14 protein-coding genes are annotated in these 18,381 nt (G+C 55.3%); 8 read left to right on the top strand and 6 right to left on the bottom strand.

Annotation, left to right across the window (positions count from 1 at the left end; translation table 11 throughout):
* Positions 1-34: 34 nt before the first annotated feature.
* The gene (locus N1030_RS03585) at positions 35-2,380 is read right to left on the bottom strand and encodes a methyl-accepting chemotaxis protein (protein ID WP_265827732.1); all 2,346 of its coding nucleotides are present in this window, start codon (positions 2,378-2,380) and stop codon (positions 35-37) included.
* A 370-nt stretch (positions 2,381-2,750) separates the two neighbouring features.
* On the opposite strand from N1030_RS03585, the gene N1030_RS03580 reads away from it, so the two are divergent.
* The 6 genes from N1030_RS03580 (at position 2,751) to N1030_RS03555 (ending at position 10,897) form a co-directional block, all read left to right on the top strand.
* Positions 2,751-3,326 carry a 3D domain-containing protein gene (locus N1030_RS03580; RefSeq protein ID WP_265827731.1) on the top strand — a complete coding sequence of 192 codons (576 nt, stop codon included), beginning with the start codon at positions 2,751-2,753 and terminating at the stop codon, positions 3,324-3,326.
* Positions 3,327-3,397: 71 nt separating this feature from the next.
* On the top strand, positions 3,398-6,430 hold the full coding sequence (locus N1030_RS03575; RefSeq protein WP_265827730.1) for a response regulator: 3,033 nt from the start codon (positions 3,398-3,400) through the stop codon (positions 6,428-6,430).
* Between the two features lie 435 nt (positions 6,431-6,865).
* Positions 6,866-8,035, top strand: a complete 1,170-nt coding sequence (locus tag N1030_RS03570; RefSeq protein ID WP_265827729.1) for an MFS transporter — start codon at positions 6,866-6,868, stop codon at positions 8,033-8,035.
* 196 nt (positions 8,036-8,231) lie between these two features.
* Positions 8,232-10,016: a DAK2 domain-containing protein gene (locus tag N1030_RS03565; protein WP_265827728.1), complete on the top strand. Its 1,785-nt coding sequence runs from the start codon at positions 8,232-8,234 to the stop codon at positions 10,014-10,016.
* A gap of 135 nt (positions 10,017-10,151) precedes the next feature.
* The gene (locus N1030_RS03560; protein WP_265827726.1) at positions 10,152-10,592 is read left to right on the top strand and encodes an AMIN domain-containing protein; all 441 of its coding nucleotides are present in this window, start codon (positions 10,152-10,154) and stop codon (positions 10,590-10,592) included.
* Positions 10,593-10,663: 71 nt separating this feature from the next.
* Positions 10,664-10,897: a hypothetical protein gene (locus N1030_RS03555; RefSeq protein WP_265827725.1), complete on the top strand. Its 234-nt coding sequence runs from the start codon at positions 10,664-10,666 to the stop codon at positions 10,895-10,897.
* A gap of 63 nt (positions 10,898-10,960) precedes the next feature.
* Here the strand turns inward: N1030_RS03555 and N1030_RS03550 are convergent, their stop codons facing one another.
* From N1030_RS03550 to N1030_RS03530, 5 genes are all read right to left on the bottom strand, one after another.
* Positions 10,961-11,251 carry a hypothetical protein gene (locus tag N1030_RS03550; protein WP_265827723.1) on the bottom strand — a complete coding sequence of 97 codons (291 nt, stop codon included), beginning with the start codon at positions 11,249-11,251 and terminating at the stop codon, positions 10,961-10,963.
* Between the two features lie 278 nt (positions 11,252-11,529).
* Positions 11,530-12,150 carry a 2-oxoacid:acceptor oxidoreductase family protein gene (locus tag N1030_RS03545; RefSeq protein ID WP_265827722.1) on the bottom strand — a complete coding sequence of 207 codons (621 nt, stop codon included), beginning with the start codon at positions 12,148-12,150 and terminating at the stop codon, positions 11,530-11,532.
* On the bottom strand, positions 12,150-13,055 hold the full coding sequence (locus N1030_RS03540) for a 2-oxoacid:ferredoxin oxidoreductase subunit beta (protein ID WP_265827721.1): 906 nt from the start codon (positions 13,053-13,055) through the stop codon (positions 12,150-12,152). The genes N1030_RS03545 and N1030_RS03540 overlap by 1 nt, the downstream gene beginning before the upstream one ends.
* A 7-nt stretch (positions 13,056-13,062) precedes the next feature.
* The gene (locus N1030_RS03535; protein ID WP_265827720.1) at positions 13,063-14,211 is read right to left on the bottom strand and encodes a 2-oxoacid:acceptor oxidoreductase subunit alpha; all 1,149 of its coding nucleotides are present in this window, start codon (positions 14,209-14,211) and stop codon (positions 13,063-13,065) included.
* 2 nt (positions 14,212-14,213) lie between these two features.
* Positions 14,214-14,483, bottom strand: coding sequence for a 4Fe-4S dicluster domain-containing protein (locus N1030_RS03530; protein ID WP_265829008.1), 270 nt, complete (start codon positions 14,481-14,483; stop codon positions 14,214-14,216).
* 200 nt (positions 14,484-14,683) lie between these two features.
* Here N1030_RS03530 and N1030_RS03525 point away from each other — a divergent pair, with 200 nt between their 5' ends.
* Positions 14,684-16,315 carry a gamma-glutamyltransferase family protein gene (locus tag N1030_RS03525; protein ID WP_265827719.1) on the top strand — a complete coding sequence of 544 codons (1,632 nt, stop codon included), beginning with the start codon at positions 14,684-14,686 and terminating at the stop codon, positions 16,313-16,315.
* A gap of 119 nt (positions 16,316-16,434) precedes the next feature.
* Complete coding sequence (locus N1030_RS03520; protein WP_265827718.1) at positions 16,435-18,249, top strand: transglutaminase domain-containing protein; 1,815 nt, start codon at positions 16,435-16,437, stop codon at positions 18,247-18,249.
* Positions 18,250-18,381: the final 132 nt, after the last annotated feature.

Raw genomic sequence — 18,381 nt, 5'->3', positions numbered from 1 at the left:
CCCCTCTCCCGTCCCTTAAAGCTACTTCACAGGCCTACTGCTTCAGCCTGCCGATCAGATCATTCAGTTCATGCGCGTTGCCTGCCAGCCCGTTGACCACCTGCTCCGACTCCGTCATGCCCGTGCCGGTCTCTGTTGCAATGGTCCGGATATCCTCAACAGCCTTGATGATGGAACCATGCTGATCCGAATGCTCGCGGGAGAGTTCCGCAATACGTTGAATCTGCTCGCCCATGGAAACGGAAAGCTGCGCGATCTCGTTTAATGAACGTTCAGACGCAACGACGAGCTCGTTGCCTTCCGATACGGCCGCAACGGCGGCGTCCGTGTGTTTGATATTCTCGTGGGCCGTGTTCTGAATGCTCCGGACACTCTTGTTCACTTCACCGGTTGCCGCCATGGTTCGTTCGGCCAGCTTGCGCACTTCGTCCGCAACCACGGCAAACCCTCTCCCCGCCTCACCAGCCCGCGCAGCCTCAATGGCAGCGTTCAGGGCAAGCAGATTGGTCTGGTCGGCAATGTCGCTGATTACTTCCAATATGCCGCCAATGGCATCTGCCTGCGCTCCGAGATGATGCATGCTCTCCCGCAGATTCTCCGAAAGCGCCTGCACACGGTTCATGGCAGCCGTTGTCCGGCCCATGACCTCGGTCCCCTCTTCAGCCTTGCGCATGGCGGAATCAGCATCCGTTACGGCAGCTTCCGCATACCGGGCAGCCTCCTGAAGCTCCTGATTCATCTCCTCGATAATGGCGGCAGTCTGTCCCAGCTTGTCTACCTGCATACGGGCACCTTCCCCCACATGCTCCACCTGCCGGGAAAGTTCCTCCGCCTCCGTTGAAAGATTCTCGGCAATCACTTCAGCCTGCTCCGCTACCTCCAGCATCATGGAGTTCTGCTCGCTGATCTGTGCCTCCTTGATACGAATATCCGTCAGGTCGGTCACCAGAGCGATGGCCCCGATAAGCTGTTTGTCCAGATCATAGAGAGGCGCGCAATCAATCCGCACGGTGCGCGCATTCCCCTTGTCCGTTGTCCAGTGCCGTTCGACATTGAAGACCGCCTTCTGCTCGCGCATGGCCAGCGACGTTGAGCCCCTGCCTCCCTCCTGATGCTGCAGAAGAAGGGCGGCGGGTTTGCCGAAATAGATATCGGGACTGCCGTCAAACTCCATCATGTCGAGAAAATAGCGGTTAACAAAAGATACATTGTTATTCTCATCCACCACCACAGCAGGCATAGTCATACCGGTGAGAATCCCCTCCGAGAAGCCCAGCTTTACCTTGAGTTGGCCGACCATCAGAGCCACCGCGTCCGTTACCTGCCCAATCTCGCCCTTGAAGACTCCTTCGGGCGCGGCATGGAGGTTGCCCCCCGCCACGGCCTGAACATAGGCAATGATACGCCTGAAAGGATCCGCAATGGAACGCCGCAGGAACCACCACGTTCCTCCCATCACCAGCAGGGCTGTCGCCACCCCCAGCCCCAATGTTACCATTCGCAGACGGGTAACCGGCCTGAATGCCTCTTCCGTGGTTATTTCCGTAACAAGCACCCAGGATACATTTCCCAGTTCAACCGGAGCGAATGCTGTCAGATATTCCGCACCGTCATAGCTTGCGCCGACCATCACGCCCCGCTCCCCTGCAAGAGCCCGGTTCACGGCATCCGTATCCGCCATGCCACCCTTCGGGTCTGCAACAGCGGCGGCAAGCGAATGCCTCTTCAAATCCCTTCGGGAATCGGAGCGTATCACCTTGTCCTGATTGACAAGATATGACTCGCCGGTTTCTCCCATGCCGGCGCGCTGGGATACGATGTGTTTGACATGCTCAAGAGGCAGCCTGAGCGCGGCAACCCCCAGAATGTCTCCGGTGTAACTGTACACCGGCGCAGCCATGAAGGCAGCAGGCTTGCCGCCGAGCGGGGCATACGCCTCTACATCCACAAATGCGAACTCGCCCTTGACCGCCTTTTGCCAGGCGCGGGCGAGATTCGTATTGCGATAGGGTCCGTTGACAAAATCCTCTCCAAGGTCATTGCCCCGGGCCACGGAAAAAACAACCCTGCCGTAGTCATCCAACAGCAGGGCATCCTCGAATCCGAACTCCTTCACAAACGGGACGAACGCCGCCTTCACGAAGTCGTAAATGCCTTCATATTCCTCATCAAGGGGCATCTTCTCGCCCTCTTTGGCTTTGCCATAAAGGGTGTCCCGTATCATGCCAATGGCATTGTAAACCTCCTTGACCTGCGAATAGATGACCGTGGCATGCTTCCACTGATCCATCAGCCCCTGCAGGCTGTCCTGCTGCACGTCGCTGACGGCCCGCAGCTGATCGAAAGCCGAATTCTTCAGACTCGTCGATGCGGTCTGCACACTGTAAACACCCATCACGAACAAAGGAACCAGCCCGATAACCAAACAAAATGCCAATATTTTTGTGCGCAGCAACATAACTTCCTCATTACAATCATATTCCGGTCAACCGACATGGCGACCAGCTTCAGCACCGAGTTATGGCTATCTGCTGTTACGATTGCGTTAAGGATTATCGACAGTTGTGCGGCCTCAGATATTCTTATGAAAACAGGTTACAACAATGTTACAACACAGCAAAAATCCACACTACATGCACATAATACCGTGCAACAAACTTATCATTGAACAAAAATCAATACGATCTTAACCATAGCATAGCAAAAATCACCACACCAACACTCTACAACAACAACCATTGCGGTATAACATGAAAAACGCAATATGTATTACAATATTCATTGCTCTTACAGCAGTCATTTTTGTTCAAAACCAGGACATTATTGCCCTTTCAGAACAATTGAGAGCGCAACAGAAAGATATTACAGAGATTCAGTCTGATATCACGGCAGGATACGTCAGAAGCCTCCTCGCCTTGAAAATGACTATGGCAAACAAGGGAAGCATACAGGCTATACAACGCAAAAAAACTGTGCGGGTTACGGCGTACAGCCCACGAGAAGACGAAACCGACAACACGCCGTTCACCACCGCCTCAAACCGCAAGGTACGTCACGGTATCGTGGCCGTTTCCCGCGACCTGTTCGATCAAGGGTGGGTTTTCGGACGAAAAATCTACATCAAACAGATGGGCATATTCACCATTGATGATCTGATGGCTGAATCAAAAAGAAACCAGATCGACATATTCATGTTTGACACGGAACGCGCACTCCACTTCGGCAAACGTACCATGGAAGTTCACCTCCTTGTTTCCGAGTCGTCCAGTTGTCCCGAGAATGAGATCGTAAGCCATCGCACCAACTCAATGTATTCCATGAAGTAAGACAGAATAATTTCCAAAGCCTCAAAGAGCGTCTATAGTCTCTTCTCTGACTCTTTTCGGAGGAGAGCCGCATGTCTCATCGCCTACCCCCCCCCTCAACATGGAGACGGTTTTGGACTCCGCTCATCCCCTTTGCCTTGTGCCTGACCATTTTCATGAGCATGGTCATCTACAGGGAATGGCATCACCTGAACATCATCATCTCAAAGAATCTCAAGGAAACCAGAATAGAGCTGCTGGCCATGCAGCAGGCCTTGCAAAATCAGGCAGCTGCTCTCTGCATGTCCGCACAGCTGCTGCATTTTCTGCAACTCCAGAATGAATCCACTTCAGAGACAGACAACAACATCCCCGGCATCACCCCCTTACCATGGCGAACAATCGAGGTATTCGACAATGACAACGTAAGGGTAGCCATATTGCCCTCCTCCGCCACCTCCCCCCCATTGCCCGCGTCGTTGCGCAAACGCATCCTCATGCAAGCCACCATCAAGCCCTCCCCTTCCTCCGACATCATGGTCGCAGACGGGGTGCTCTACCTGTATGCTGCAGACATCGTCCGCAACAACAACGCCCCGGTTGGCAAAATCATCGTCAGCACGCCAATAGACTCAGCGTTGCTTCATAAGCTGAACAAGCACGAGGATACTGAACTGCTGCTTATCTGGGGAACCCCGACACAAACCGCATCATCACTCAACGCGAGCATCTCGCTTTCGACCACGGAAGAATGGACCTATGCCCAATCATCCGGTACCCCATCCATATTCCCCAGATTCATACTATCCGACGAAACATACTATCTGGCAGAATACACCTTCATAAGGGACAAAATGGGGAATGTCGTAGCAGCACTAGGTGCAGTAATCAGCTCAGCCCCACTGATAAACCTGAGCCTGAATTCATTCGCCCTCTTCATATTGCTGCTGGCTATTTTCGCCGGATACAACCTCCACATCACACGAAAGCAGGACCTGCGCCTCAAGGCCAGGCATATTGCCATTGCCCAACTATTACGAAACTTCTCACCACTCAGGCTACGCGATGCAAGCAGCGCATCAGCAGACATTCCCCCATTAATTATGAAAGAATACGACGAGATGACAGAGAGGTTCAACAAACACGAACAGGAATCAATTACCATCAAACGCAAGTATCAGAGCATCTTCGAAAACGCGCTGGAAGGCATCTTTGTCACCTCACCAGAGGGCCAGCTCCTCGATGCCAACCCAGCCCTCATCAGCATGTTCGGTTACTACAACATGGAAGACATTCTGGACACCAAGCTCACCGTCGACACTGGTGCCTATGTGGACCCGGCCAGACGGGACGAGCTGAAGCAGCTCCTTTCCACCTACGGACAGGTGCGGAACTTTGAAGCTGAATTCCGGAAGAAGGACAGAAGTACATTCTGGGGACTTGTGTCGGTTCGTTGCGTAACCGACACCGACGGCGGCTTGCTCTTTGAAGGTTGCATCATCAATATTGACGACCAGAAATGCAAAATACAGCAGGAATGTGACAAGGAAGCGGAAAACAGAACCCGCCTTTCCAGAACGGCCCTGCTTGAAGAAGTCGGCTCTGCCATGATGCCCCCCTGCAGTGAAATAATCTTGGCATGCAAAAGTATTGCAAGCGCAGAACCCGAAACCTCAAGACAGAATATCGCTCTAAAAATCAAACATGCCTGCCACAAGATACAGCACTTCTCCAGCTGTCTTCTTGACTTTGCGCGAGCCGAATCGGGCAGGATGTACCTGCATGAGGGACTTTACGATATCCGCAAGGCCATTCAGATCGCCTCGGAAGCTCTTGCGCACGAACAGGAGAACAGCTCCACCATCACGCACGAGATAGCTCCGGAACTCCCTGTAATTGTAACCACAGACCAGAACCGCTTAAGACAACTGCTGCAAATGGCAGCCAAAGTCCACCTGCAGCACAACGCAAGCACGGCAATCCATTTATCAGTCACTTCCGCCGCCCCCCCGACGGAGTCAGACATTCTTAATCAGGCACTCGGAACAGAGGATGCCACCCTACACCTGCTCTTCTCGTTTACGGACTCCGGTAACGATAAACGCCTGGCCCTGCCGCCGACCGACTCTGCGGACCTGGACTATTCAGGTGTGCAACGCCAATTTTTCTCCTCTCTGATTAACCTCTTCCAGGGCAACATAGTCTCCCTGGCTTCTCCATCGTGCGGCATAACTTCATTCATCATCCCATTTCATACACACCGCCTCCCCCGAAGCTTACCCGGAAACGACAACCAGACACGCGATAATAAGCACGGGACAGGCACCGGACGTATCGACACCATCACCTTTGACGGCAGCAGAGATCATCGCATTCACCATGATCAACTACAACCTTCCACGCCTGAGAATGACGCTCAACACAACTACGAACAGGCAACCCGCAGAGCCATCGCCCTATGCCCTGATCCAAACGATGCACGCTTGATGGGCCTGCTGCTGAACCAGCTTTCCATGGAGTGCCTGACTTTTTCCATAGTCGAGGACGCCATCGCCAGCGCCCGAACCCTCCGGCCGGAAATCATCTTCCTTGATCTGGAGATGCAAGTAACAAACGGCTTCATGGTAGCCAGAAGAATCAGAAGCGAATTGGCAGGAAGGGCAATCCCGCCTCCCCCCATCATCGCAATCTCCCTGCACCCCAGAGAACAAGTGGAAAAACCATGTCGCGAGGCCGGAATTCAGGGGATGATCACGAAACCCGTTACAGCCACGAAGCTTGAAACAACCATTCGTAACGCGCAGAGCAACAGCTCCCTTTCATCTGTCATGGCATGCGCCATCTCGAAATCTGACACGCAGAAACAAAACAGCACTCAGCAGTTCAACCCGCTTGCTGGTCGGCTCGAGTTGTTGCGGCGAGCCTCAACCCTGAAAAAACAGGCATCTGTAAAACGCATGCTTCCTGCCATGCTGCGGAGCCTGCCATCAGCCATCGCGGCAGAATCCTCCCCCATCTCAACGGCAATGGAGCTGCACCTTGAGCAGGAAAACTGGAGCGAACTCATAAACGACATTGAAAAACTGAGCGCCCTCTACTCCAACCGTTCAGGCGTGCCCCTGTAATAAAAAAGCCTCTCCGGTTACGAAGAGGCTAATCTGGACACGTTCAACTCCGGTCAGGCCGGCAATCAGGACTGCGACGAATAAATCATCTCTCTGGTCAACGCCAGACTCTCCTTACAGTAAGGACACTGTAGGTTTACGGTCTTCTGATCATCCCGCATGGGCTTCACTTTCAGCTTGAACACCTTCTGGCAATATGGACACCGAATTCTCTTTTCATCAGTCATAATATCTCCGGACGCGGTAGAGCTCTATAGTGAAAGAAACGTTTCATTTCGACTTGTTGTCAGCAGCAATACTCTTGAACATAGCCTGTAGCCACCACAATGGCAACCGTATCATGACGCACGAATTGGTCTCCAGGCGGCTTGACGTTCACGGCGCACGGAACTAGTAGACCGGAAGTGCTTTAAATTATTTGCCAGCGAGCCCGCATTGTCATCCACGCCCCAAAATTCAAACCTCCCCATCATCTTCGGCCTGACACTCATGGTCGTCATGGGGGTATCCAGCATCATGCCGGTGCTGCCGCTTCTGGCGCGGGAGCTTCAAGCCCCTGTGGAAACCATAGGCCTTGTGCTGACAGGCTTCACTCTTCCGGGCATTTTTCTCGCTCCGGTAGCGGGCATTCTGGCAGACCGCTACGGCAGAAAGAAAGTACTCATCCCCAGCCTTATCATTTTCGGCCTTGCAGGTGCAGCATGCGGGCTGGCACAAACCCTGTCTGACCTGCTCATACTCCGCTTCATTCAGGGCATCGGCGCAGCACCTCTGGGCGTGCTCTACACCACCATCATCGGGGACCTGTACAAAGGCAAGGAACGCACCCGCATCATGGGACTCAATGCGGGCGTGCTCGGCATGGGCACCGCCATATTCCCCGCCCTTGGGGGACTGCTCGGCGAGCTTGGCTGGCACTGGCCCTTCTTCCTCCCACTGGTTGCCCTGCCGTTGTGCTATGCCGTTCTCAAACATCTGAACCTGCCTGAACCTGAATCAAAACAGGATCTCAAGAGCTACTTCAAATCAGCAAAAGAGATTGTTCAGAGCAAACAGGCTGTTGCCCTCTTTGCTGTCACCCTGCTTACATTCTTCATCCTGTACGGCCCTATAGTCACCTTTTTCCCCGTACTTGCGGATACATCCTTTGATGTTCCCCCTTCAGCCATCGGCGGACTTTTCGGCGCCTCTTCACTGGCTACGGCCCTTGCCTCTGCCCTCATCGGCAAGCTTTCACGCTGGTTCAGCGAACGCACCATGCTGTGCGTTGGGCATGTTCTGTACATCATCTCCATGATCCTCATCCCCCTCACCCCTCACTACTGGTGGATGTTCATCCCCATCTGCACCTTCGGCCTCGCGCAAGGGTTCAACTTCCCCAACCTGACCACCCTGCTCACCAGCCTCGCCCCCATTGAACAACGGGCTGCCGTCATGGCAGTAAATGGCACCGTACTCCGGCTGGCCCAAACCATCTCGCCCATGTTCTTCACGCTCGTATTCTGGATCGGAGACCTGAGTGCCGTGTATTATGCCGGTGCAGCTCTTTCAGCATTCATGCTCTACATCACCCTTGCAAGGGTAAGCTCCACGCTTCACCACTAATCACTCCACAAACCGCACTCCCACTCCACAAAACAGCGCCTTGCACTACGGCGTCTTCTTCTTTATATGTTCTCTGCCGCGCAAGCGCGGCAAAGCCGCTTTGCACCCGCATCGCACGCATTCCAAGCCCCAGACAAGGACGCCACACTTGAAGAATACCCCCAATAAAATCCAATACCTTGACGGAACGCGCTTCATGCGTGTGATACAGGCGGCAACCAAGCGGCTGGTAGAAAAACACGGACACCTCAATGACATAAACGTGTTCCCTGTTCCAGACGGTGACACCGGCAGCAACATGGCCGGCACCATGCGCAATATCGTCACCACTTCCACCAAGAGCATTGAACGCTCCATCGGCAAGATGAGCAACGTCATTGCCGAATCGGCCCTAATGAGCGCACGGGGAAATTCCGGCGTCATTCTTGCCCAGTTCCTTTGCGGTTTTTCAGAAGGGGTAAAGGGTCTCAAGCGCATCACGCCGTCAGATTTTTCCAACGCCGCCTCAACTGCGGCACGCCGCGCCATGGAGTCCATCTCTGACCCGCGCGAAGGCACCATTCTCACGGTTATCAACGACTGGGCAGATCATCTGAAAGCCAACTGCCACAACTACCAGAACTTCCACGAACTGCTGCACGATTCGCTTGAGCAAGCCAAGCTCTCCGTACGCTCCACCACGGACAAGCTGGCCTCGCTGAAAAAAGCCGACGTCGTGGATGCCGGCGGACTGGGTTTCGTCTACCTGCTTGAAGGCATAGTAGAATTCACCGAACGTGGCTCATTGCGGGACAATGCCGAAGACTACGTTGTGGTGAACTCCTATTCTCCGGTACAGGATCGGGTCAGCGTTGATTCGCTGGAGTTCCTCTACTGCACCGAGTGTCTCGTAACAGGCCAAGCCATAGACGCAAATGCCCTGCGCAAGCAACTTTCCCCCCTTGGCGACAGCCTCATCGTTGCCGGCACGCCCGAAAAAGTCCGCGTGCACGTTCATACCAACGAACCGGAGACCGCGTTTGCCATAGCCGCCACGTTCGGCACAGTTTCCGCGCAGAAGGCGGAAAACATGCTGGAACAGCACAGAAGACTGCTGGCAGACGTACAGCAGCAGACCGGCATCATCACTGACTCCACCTGCGACCTGCCCGAACAGCTTCTGAATGAATACGGTATTCGGGTGGCCCCGTTGCGTCTTTTCCTCAACGATGAAGAGTTCGTAGACAAGATCACCATCTCCACGGAAGATTTCAACTCCCGACTGGCCTCTTCCACTTCGGCCCGCACCTCGCAGCCCGCCCCCGGCGACTTCAAGCGCCTTTACGAGGAAATGCAGGATCATTATCAGGAAGTGGCGGCGCTGCACGTCATGGCCCGCTACAGCGGCACCATGCAGTCTTCCAAGGCTGTGGGCTCGATGGTCTGGAACGACAATCTGACCATGCTGGATACCAATACCCTGACAGGCGGCCTGGGCCTTGTCGTGCTCAGGGCAGCCCAACGGGCCAGAGAAGGCATGACCGCCGCAGACATCGTCCGCATTGCGGAAGAAGAGAGCCAGAACGTGCGGGTGTTCGTTTCCATGGACACGCTGGATTTCGCCGTCCGTGGCGGCCGCATGACTCGCAGCCAAGGCATGCTTGCCCGCCTGCTGCGCATCAAGCCCGTGCTTGAATTCAATTCCCGTGAACAGGGCAAGGTTAATGTGGTGGCCAAAGCGCTTGGCACACAGCGCAGTGAAGACAAACTCTTCGCCATGCTTGCCCGCGACATGCAGGCCAAGGGTGACTGTGACCTGCAGTTTGCCATCACCCACGTCAACGTGCCCAAGGTGGCGGAACGCTACGCCAAACGCATGGAAAAAGAACTCGGCGTTGCCCCGCTCTACATCATGCAGGCATCTCCGGTTCTCGGCTGCCATAGCGGGCCCGGCGCATGCGCCGTATCCATGCTCATGTCACCGAAGGTTAAGGAAGCCTAGCCAACAGCGGGACCTGCAACCACGCAGCAAGGGGAATGACTGCGGACATGCTTGCTCATCTGCCATACATCTTTGCATTTTCCGGCATTTTGCTTCATAGTGCATGCAACACAACAGATGGAGAGTGCACGGAGAATGTGTAACAAGTTTATTGCAGCCCTTGTCATGATATGCACCCTGATGGTTTTGCCCGCCCATGCCGATAAGACAAAAAAGGAAGGCAAACTCGCTCCCGCGGTCATCAAGAACATGGGGGTAACCAAAGACGGAGATGCAGAGCTTTTCTGCCTGGATTTCAGCGACCCGCGCATTCCGGACCTTGAAACCATTGATGACGAGAAAAAACCACGTCTGTTCTTTGATGTCATCGAGGTAAAGGAATGGAAAGGGCAGAAGTCGTATGATATCAAGGGAGCAATGATCAAACAGGTCAGAACCGGATATAATGCCGAAAGCAAAAAGCTGCGCGTTGTTCTGGACCTGAACCCCGTGTACAACTACAATATCGAACCGTCCTACGATGATCGATACAACCTGTTCTGCATAGCCATATCCGCCCGCTCCGTCCGGAAATAATATTTACCCTTGCGGGTTTCCTTTTCTCCTCCAACGTCTTACAGTAAGACTATACTGATGAGGAGCAAGACATGGCTATCATCCGATCAGACCTTATCAAATTTGAAGGGCGGCGCATGCTGCAGGAGGCATTCGCCCAGCAGATTCGTACCGGACGACGCATCACGGTGACGGACGATATTCTCATGCAGTACTTCATGTCCCTGCGAATCACGGAGCAGTATCCCACCAAGGTGATGACTGCAGAAGCACAAACACAGCTCCCAGACTATCTGCTTGGCCTGTTCACCAACATGAATATCTGACCCCCCCCAATGCAATGAAAAAGCCCCCTGACGGGGGCTTTCCTTTTTCTTGCGAAGCCAAGGCTATTCTACTTCTGCAAGCCACTGCTGCAGGGTATCCACAATCTTCCTGGCCTGATCGGCACTGGAAATATTGAACTTGGACTTGGCACGGTACTCGCCTGAAACCTTCTGGTAACGACGAATGATGTACTTGTCCGGACCGTAATCCTCAAGCTTGTTGTCCCACTGCTTGTAGCGGAACATGACCGTTGCCCATGCCCCCTTGGAAAGAATAGCCTTATCCAGTTCCTTGACGACAAGGTGGCCGTCTTCCTCATAATCAACGGTAAGTTCGTCAACAGTCGTACTCATAACATCCCTCGTGCGTGTATTGTGTCATGCCGTCAATCCAGAAATAGTAAAACGCAAGGCTTTGCGACATGATAGAATGCCTATTCGGGTTACCGGCCTCGCCCCCCGGACATTCCAAACCCGACAAAGCCAACGTTCCCCAGCTCGATTACGGCGTCCGGTCACAGGTACTACGCCCTTCCCTGCATGGCAAGTCGTGAAATCCACTCATTTTTCCCAAAGAAAAAGGCGGGAGCCAGAACGCTCCCGCCTTGTCACGCTATCTGTATACTGAGCCTCTAGTCGGAGAAATCCGCTTCAGCTTCTGCACCGGCCTCGGCGCTCTGCCACAGATTAGGAGCATCGCCGAACTTCTGCTTGGCCTGCTTCAGTCCGAGGTTGAAGGCCTTGAGGTTCACCTCATGAATCTTCTTGGGCAGGTTCTCAAGCAACGCGGTGCGCATTGCCTTTACATCAGCAAAAGGCAGAAGGTGCGTAACAGCCCCAAGTACAATGGTGTTCAGCGTCATGGGATTGCCGATCTTCTTGGTCGCCATTTCCGTGAACGGAAGCCCGAGATAGACGTTCGTGGGTGGCTGCTGCACCAGTTGCGAATCCACAAGCAGAATACCGGAACGCTTCATGTAATGGTAATAGGAGTTACATGCCTGCTGCGACAGCGCCACAAGCAGGTCCAGGTTCTCGGTCTTGGGATAGCTGATGGGCTTGCTACTCACCACCACGTCTGCACGGCTGGAGCCGCCCCGCGCTTCAGGACCATAGCTCTGCGTCTGGGTGGCGTAGTACCCGTGCCCGATGGCAAGGGCATAGCCGAGCATTCTGCCAAGGGTGATAAGCCCCTGACCACCGGTGCCGGAAAGGCGCATTTCAAACCGTTCAATATGCTGGAGCTTCTTCATTATGCCTGCTCCTTTGTCTCAGCCTTTTCTACGGGGACTTCCAAAGGAGCACACTCTCCGGCAGGAACCGGTGCTTCCTTGGGAGCCGGAAGGTCTTTCTTCGCAATCTGGGCCTTCAGAGCGGCATAGCGATCCTCAAGGCCGGGCTGGTCCACATCGCGAAACACGCCGATGGGAATGCGGGTGTCCCCTTCCTTGCGGTTTTCAACCTTCACCGTGTTCTTCTTGAGCCACTCATACATGCTCACTGCGCCCTTGAACTTGTTCTTGCGCCCATACTGGGTGGGACAGGGAGAAAGGGCCTCCACCACGGAGAACCCGGGGTGCATGATGGCATCCTTGATCAGGGTATCCAGCATATTGGCGTGGAACGAGGTGCCGCGCGCAACATAGTTGGCCCCTGCCGCAGTCACTAGGTCAACCGTATCAAAAGGCTGCTCCAGAGAGCCGTGCGGCGTGGTCATGGAGGTATCGCCGAAAGGCGTTGCCGGTGAACACTGTCCGCCGGTCATACCGTAAATGTAGTTATTCAGAATAAGCGCAGTGACGCCCACGTTGCGGCGGGCGGCATGAATGAGGTGGTTGCCGCCGATGGACAGCGCATCACCGTCACCCATGACACAGATGACCTTGAGCTTGGGGTTGGCCATCTTGATGCCCGTTGCAAAGGTCAATGCACGGCCGTGGGTGGTGTGCACGGTGTTGAAATCGACATACACGGCCATGCGGCCGGAACAGCCGATACCGGCGACGATGACAACGTCATCCTTGGGCAACTGCAATGCATGCACACTGCGGATAAGGGAACCGAGAACAATGCCGTGCCCGCAACCGGGACAGAACACGTGCGGGAATTTCTTGTTATGCCGCAGGTAGTCGTGGATAAGTTGTGTTACTTCTGCCATGGCACACCTACAGTATTGCTTTGAGGATTTCGGAAGGTGTAATGATCTGGCCGTCCACACGGTTCAGCGTACGCACGCGGGTAATGCCGTTGTTCACGCGCTTCACTTCGCGGGAAATCTGCCCCATGTTCATTTCGGGAACCAGAATATGCCGGCAACGGCGGCAGAGCTTTTCAACAGCCGGGCGGGCGAAGGGGAACAGGGTCTTCAGGGTAAGAAGACCTGCCTTCACGCCACGCTCACGAGCCTGCTCAACGGCATAATGGGCGGAACGGGCCACGCTGCCATAGGCAACAACGGCCACTTCGGCGTCGTCGCACATGAATTCGTCCACCATCATGATGTCGCCGTAGAACTGGTCAATCTTGCGGAACATGCGCTTCATGGCTTCATTCACTTCGTCGGGACGAGAAGTGGGGAAGCCCATGTTGTCGTGGGTAAGACCGGTAACATGAATGCGGTAGCCGGAACCGATGGGGGCCATGGCAGGCACCGCGCGGGTTGCCTCGGCATAAGGCTTGAACCATTCCGGCGGCACGGTAGGCGTCATACGGGAAAGGATTTCCAGATCATCAGGATCGGGAATGGAAATCTTTTCACGGGTGTGCGCGGTTACTTCATCCACCAACAGGATGACGGGCGTGCGATACTTTTCCGCCATGTTAAAGGCAATCACGGTCATTTCAAGGCATTCCTGCACGGTGGAGGCAGAAAGCACGATGATGGAATGATCGCCATGCGTACCCCAGCGGGCCATCTGCACATCGCCTTGTGCAGGGCTGGTCGGAAGACCGGTGCTGGGACCGCCGCGCATGACGTTAACCACTACCAGCGGCGCTTCAACCATGCAGGCATAACCGATGTGCTCCTGCATGAGCGAAAACCCCGGACCGGATGTTGCGGTCATGGACTTGCGGCCGGCAAGAGAAGCGCCGATGATGGCGCCCATGCTGGCGATTTCGTCTTCCATCTGGATGAAGACGCCGTCTTCGGTCTTCGGCAGACGATGAGACATCACTTCCATGATTTCAGTGGACGGCGTGATGGGATAGCCGCCAAAAAAAGAACATCCGGCAAGCAGAGCGCCTTCGGCTATGGCCTCGTTGCCCTGCGCAAACACCTCGACCTTTTTCCGTTTCTTTCTGATTGTAGCCATGATCAGCAAGCCTCACCGTTGGTTGGAGGGCCGGAAGGGAATGTGGGGCAGCTTGCGCCGTCTTCCCGTGGCCGGATGGAGATTGCGAAATCTGGACAGTGCAGTTCACAGAAGCCACAGTTAATGCAGTCTTCCGGACGCACGGGCTCCGCCTTGCCCAATGCGCTCATTTCCAGCACTTTCCCCGGACAGAACGCGACGCAGATGCCGCATCCCTTACACCAATCCGGGTACACACAAACCAGTGTCTGCCCTTTCTTTTTCTTTGGCATTACCGTACCGGATACCTGTTGCTTGTGGCAGCGAGCTGCCGTAGGTAAATAGTAACTTCCAATGTCAACTGTCGACATTGGGGCCTGCAGGTTCTCTGGTTACCCTGTTACAATGAGAGCACCAGCCCCGCAACCCCAAACAGAGAATTTTTGCAAAAAATTCCCATTGTTGTGCGATTGAACAATATCATGAGGCGTCAATGCTTAGTCACTCCTGCACCAGTTTCAGCGTTCCTCCCTTCGGTTTCCATTCCCGTCGCTCTCCCGTCTTTGCAGAACACGGTATGGTTGCGGCGTCACAACCCTTGGCAGTAGCAGCAGGACTGGACATGCTGCGGGCCGGAGGCACTGCGGCAGACGCCGCCGTTGCCGTAGCTGCGGTTCTGGCCGTGGTTGAGCCCTGCTCCACCGGAATAGGCGGCGACGCCTTCGCCCTGTGCTACGTTGCAGCAACGTCCACCGTGCACGCCCTGAACGGTTCCGGTAAAAGCGGTGCAGGTCTGACACCTGAAGCGGTTGCCGCTCTCGGCGTGGAAGACATGCCGAAATTCCACGGCATATCCGTCACTGTTCCCGGTGCCTGCGCCGCATGGTGCGCACTGCATGAAAGATTCGGCTCACTGGAGCTTGAACAGGTTCTCGCCCCTGCCATCCGTCTCGCTCAAAACGGCTTCTGCATCGGCCCTGTAACCAGCGAGCTGTGGTCCCATGCAGAAGCCCTGCGCAAACATACAATCAGCTCTCCCCTGCTTCCCCATGGCAGAGCGCCGCTACCGGGAGAACGCATCACCAATCCGCAACTGGCCGAAGTGCTTTCTGCGGTGGCATCCCACGGCAAATCGGCGTTCTATGAAGGGGCCATGGCCCAGCGCATGGCAACGGCGGTTCAGGCTGCGGGAGGCGTGCTAACGGTGAAGGACTTTGCAGCCTGCTCAGCTGACTGGGTAACGCCACTCTCGACAAAGTATCGGGGCATCCGCGTCCATGAATGCCCGCCCAACGGGCAAGGCATTGTGGCCCTTGGCGCTCTGGGCATCCTCAGCCATACCGACCACGCTGACCACGCCCCACTCTCTCCGGAACGCCTGCACCGGCAAATCGAAGCGCTGAGGCTGTCGTTTGCAGATGCCCGCCGCTATGTCTGTGATCCGGCACATGCCGAACTGGATTACAGCGAATTGCTTTCAGCAGACTACACCGCCCTGCGCGCCAAACGCATTCAGCCGGACAGACGTAATGCCGCCATGATGCACGGCACACCGGAGAGCTGCAGCGACACCGTGCAATTCTGCGTGGCAGACCGCAACGGCAACGCCATCTCCATGGTCAATTCCGTATACATGAATTTCGGTAGCGGCATCGTGCCGGAAGGCCTTGGCTTCGTCCTGCAAAACCGCGGCTGCAATTTCACACTCGTTGAAGGGCACCCCAACTGCATAGGCCCCTCGAAACGTCCATACCACACCATCATCCCCTGCATGACCACCATGCCGGATGGAACGCTCCACTCGGCCATGGGTGTCATGGGCGGCTTCATGCAGCCGCAGGGCCATGTACAGGTCATCAGCGCCATGCTGGATGACGGCTGCGACCCGCAAAGCGCGCTGGACAGGCTGCGTTTCTGCATCAACCCTGACGGTTCGGTAGCACTGGAAGAAGGCATGCCCGAAGAAACAATCGAAGCACTTACCGCCCTGCGACACCCCGTTTCCGTCTGCTCGGGCCATGACCGCAAGCTTTTCGGCAGAGGCCAGATCATCCTTCGTATGGAAGAAGGGTTCTATGCCGCAGGCAGCGATGCCCGCGCTGACGGCTGCGCTTTTGGCATATGAAACGGACAGATGCTTCAGATTGCTCAGGACAACTTACCTATGAACCTGCGGTATTGTCTCGCCCCGCCTGAAGCTGCTATGATGCATGATGCTTCGGCATACGGCCACGGAGGTGCCACATGATCCTGCATACGCCCGGCATATCCTTCAGGACAACACTGCTGACAATTCTGCTTCTGAGCACCTTCTGCATGCTGTCGCCCGATGTCTGGGCCCGCAACGTGCGTGTTCGCGGCAATATGGACTCGCTGATCAGCTTCGAGGTCTCCAAAACTGTTACCGACGTGGATTCCACGAACACATTCTATCTGAGCTTTGTCGTACCCAAGACATACAATTCCCCCACCTTCAGTCAGGTCGTCAGCGACTTCAATCTGCGGTTCAATCCCCAACCCGACGACCGCAGAACCTTCACGGATAAACGCGGCAACGAGGTCATAGAAGGCCGCTGGAACAGCCCGCCCTCAGCCGTAGTCGCGCAGGTCAGCTTCAAGGCTGCCAACACCACGGAATTGACCACGTTACGCTCCACGGCTCCCTTCCCCATGCGGGCCATCCCCCGCGAAGAGGCCGAATACCTTCTAGGGACTGAACAGGTGCAACTGGATGACCCACGCATACGCGAACTTGCCCAAACGCTTACGGCCGGAGCTTCCACACAGTATGAGGCGGTACAACGCATTTCCGAATGGGTAGTGGACAATGTGCGCTACGTGAACCCGCCGCAACGCTTTGACGCCCTCTTCTCGATTGATACCGGTACCGGCAACTGCCAGAACTATTCCCATCTTGCTGCGGCCATCATGCGTTCCGCAGGCATTCCCGTCCGCGTCGTTAACGGCATCACGCTTGATGAACCCTTCGACATAACCCTTTCAGGCGACGTGGTGCGCTCACGCATGGGTCTGGGCAGGCATTCATGGATTGAAGTCTGGTTTCCGGATCTCGGATGGACTCCCTACAATCCACAAAGCACAGCCATGTTCATCGCCAACCGGTTCATCAGGGTGGAGGTGGGGCTGGATAACAGGGAGACAGTAAACGACAGCAAGGTAAAATGGATTCCGCGCAAGGGCAGCACACGCAGGCCAAGCGTACAGGAGCTTTTCGTCTCCAATTTCGGCAGGGACGCGGTTTCGCTCGCCGGCAAGGAAGCTGCCGACGGCCCGCTTAAACGACTGATGCTGCCTGTGGTTGAAACAGCCGCTGTCGCCAAGCCAGATCAGAAAATGCCCGCAGTCCAGCCTCCCAAAGACGCCCAAAAACCGGTGAAAATCAAACCGCAACCCAAGACGACGCCTGCCGCAAAGCCCCCGACCAAAACCAAACCGGTGGCGACCGCCAAGCCCCCTGCTCCCAAGTTGAAAAAGGGCGCGACATACAGCTTCGGCAATCTGGATTTCCCCGAAAACATAGACTTCTCCACCTACTCGGAGGAACCGGAAACAGAAGGCGGGGTTGTCACCATGACCCGCTCGTTCATGGTGGAAACAGCCGAATACGTCACCACGCACCTCAGGCAGTATGCACAGGTCTTTGAGCTGTCCCGTCCTGTAGCTGTCAGAGATATCAGCCTTGCCCTGCACCGCTATGGCGGCGGGGGATCGGTCTGGATCGACCTTATGGAGGATGCAGGGGGCAAACCGGGAGAGCTCATAGCCACCAGCGACTTCATGCCCGTTGCCCAAATTTCTCTGCGTCCGGGCTACCGCTGGGAACGCTTCCCCTTCAACCCCAAGGAGACCATCCTGAAGCCAGGCCGATACTGGATAGGACTCGGTTACACGGGGGATCCCATTCTCAACTGGTACTACACCTATGGCAAACCGGTGGGACCTGAAGACGGCACCCGCTTCCGCGATGCGCTGCTCTCCGACTGGGGCGGGGCACTGAGCTACGAATTCAACTACAAGGTTCGCGGCATCGTGCAATAGGCCTTTGCAGCAAGCGGGCGCATGTATCTTGCGCTCCGCAGCCCCATTCTTTCCCAAAGTAGTCCATCAGTCCCGCCGGAAGTCTGGCATACAGCAAAAAGGCGGCTCCCTTTCGGAAGCCGCCTTCATCAT

This window comes from Desulfovibrio mangrovi, from assembly GCF_026230175.1.
Taxonomy (GTDB): Bacteria; Desulfobacterota; Desulfovibrionia; order Desulfovibrionales; family Desulfovibrionaceae; genus Halodesulfovibrio; species Halodesulfovibrio mangrovi.
This window is presented reverse-complemented; position numbering and strand designations above follow the sequence as displayed.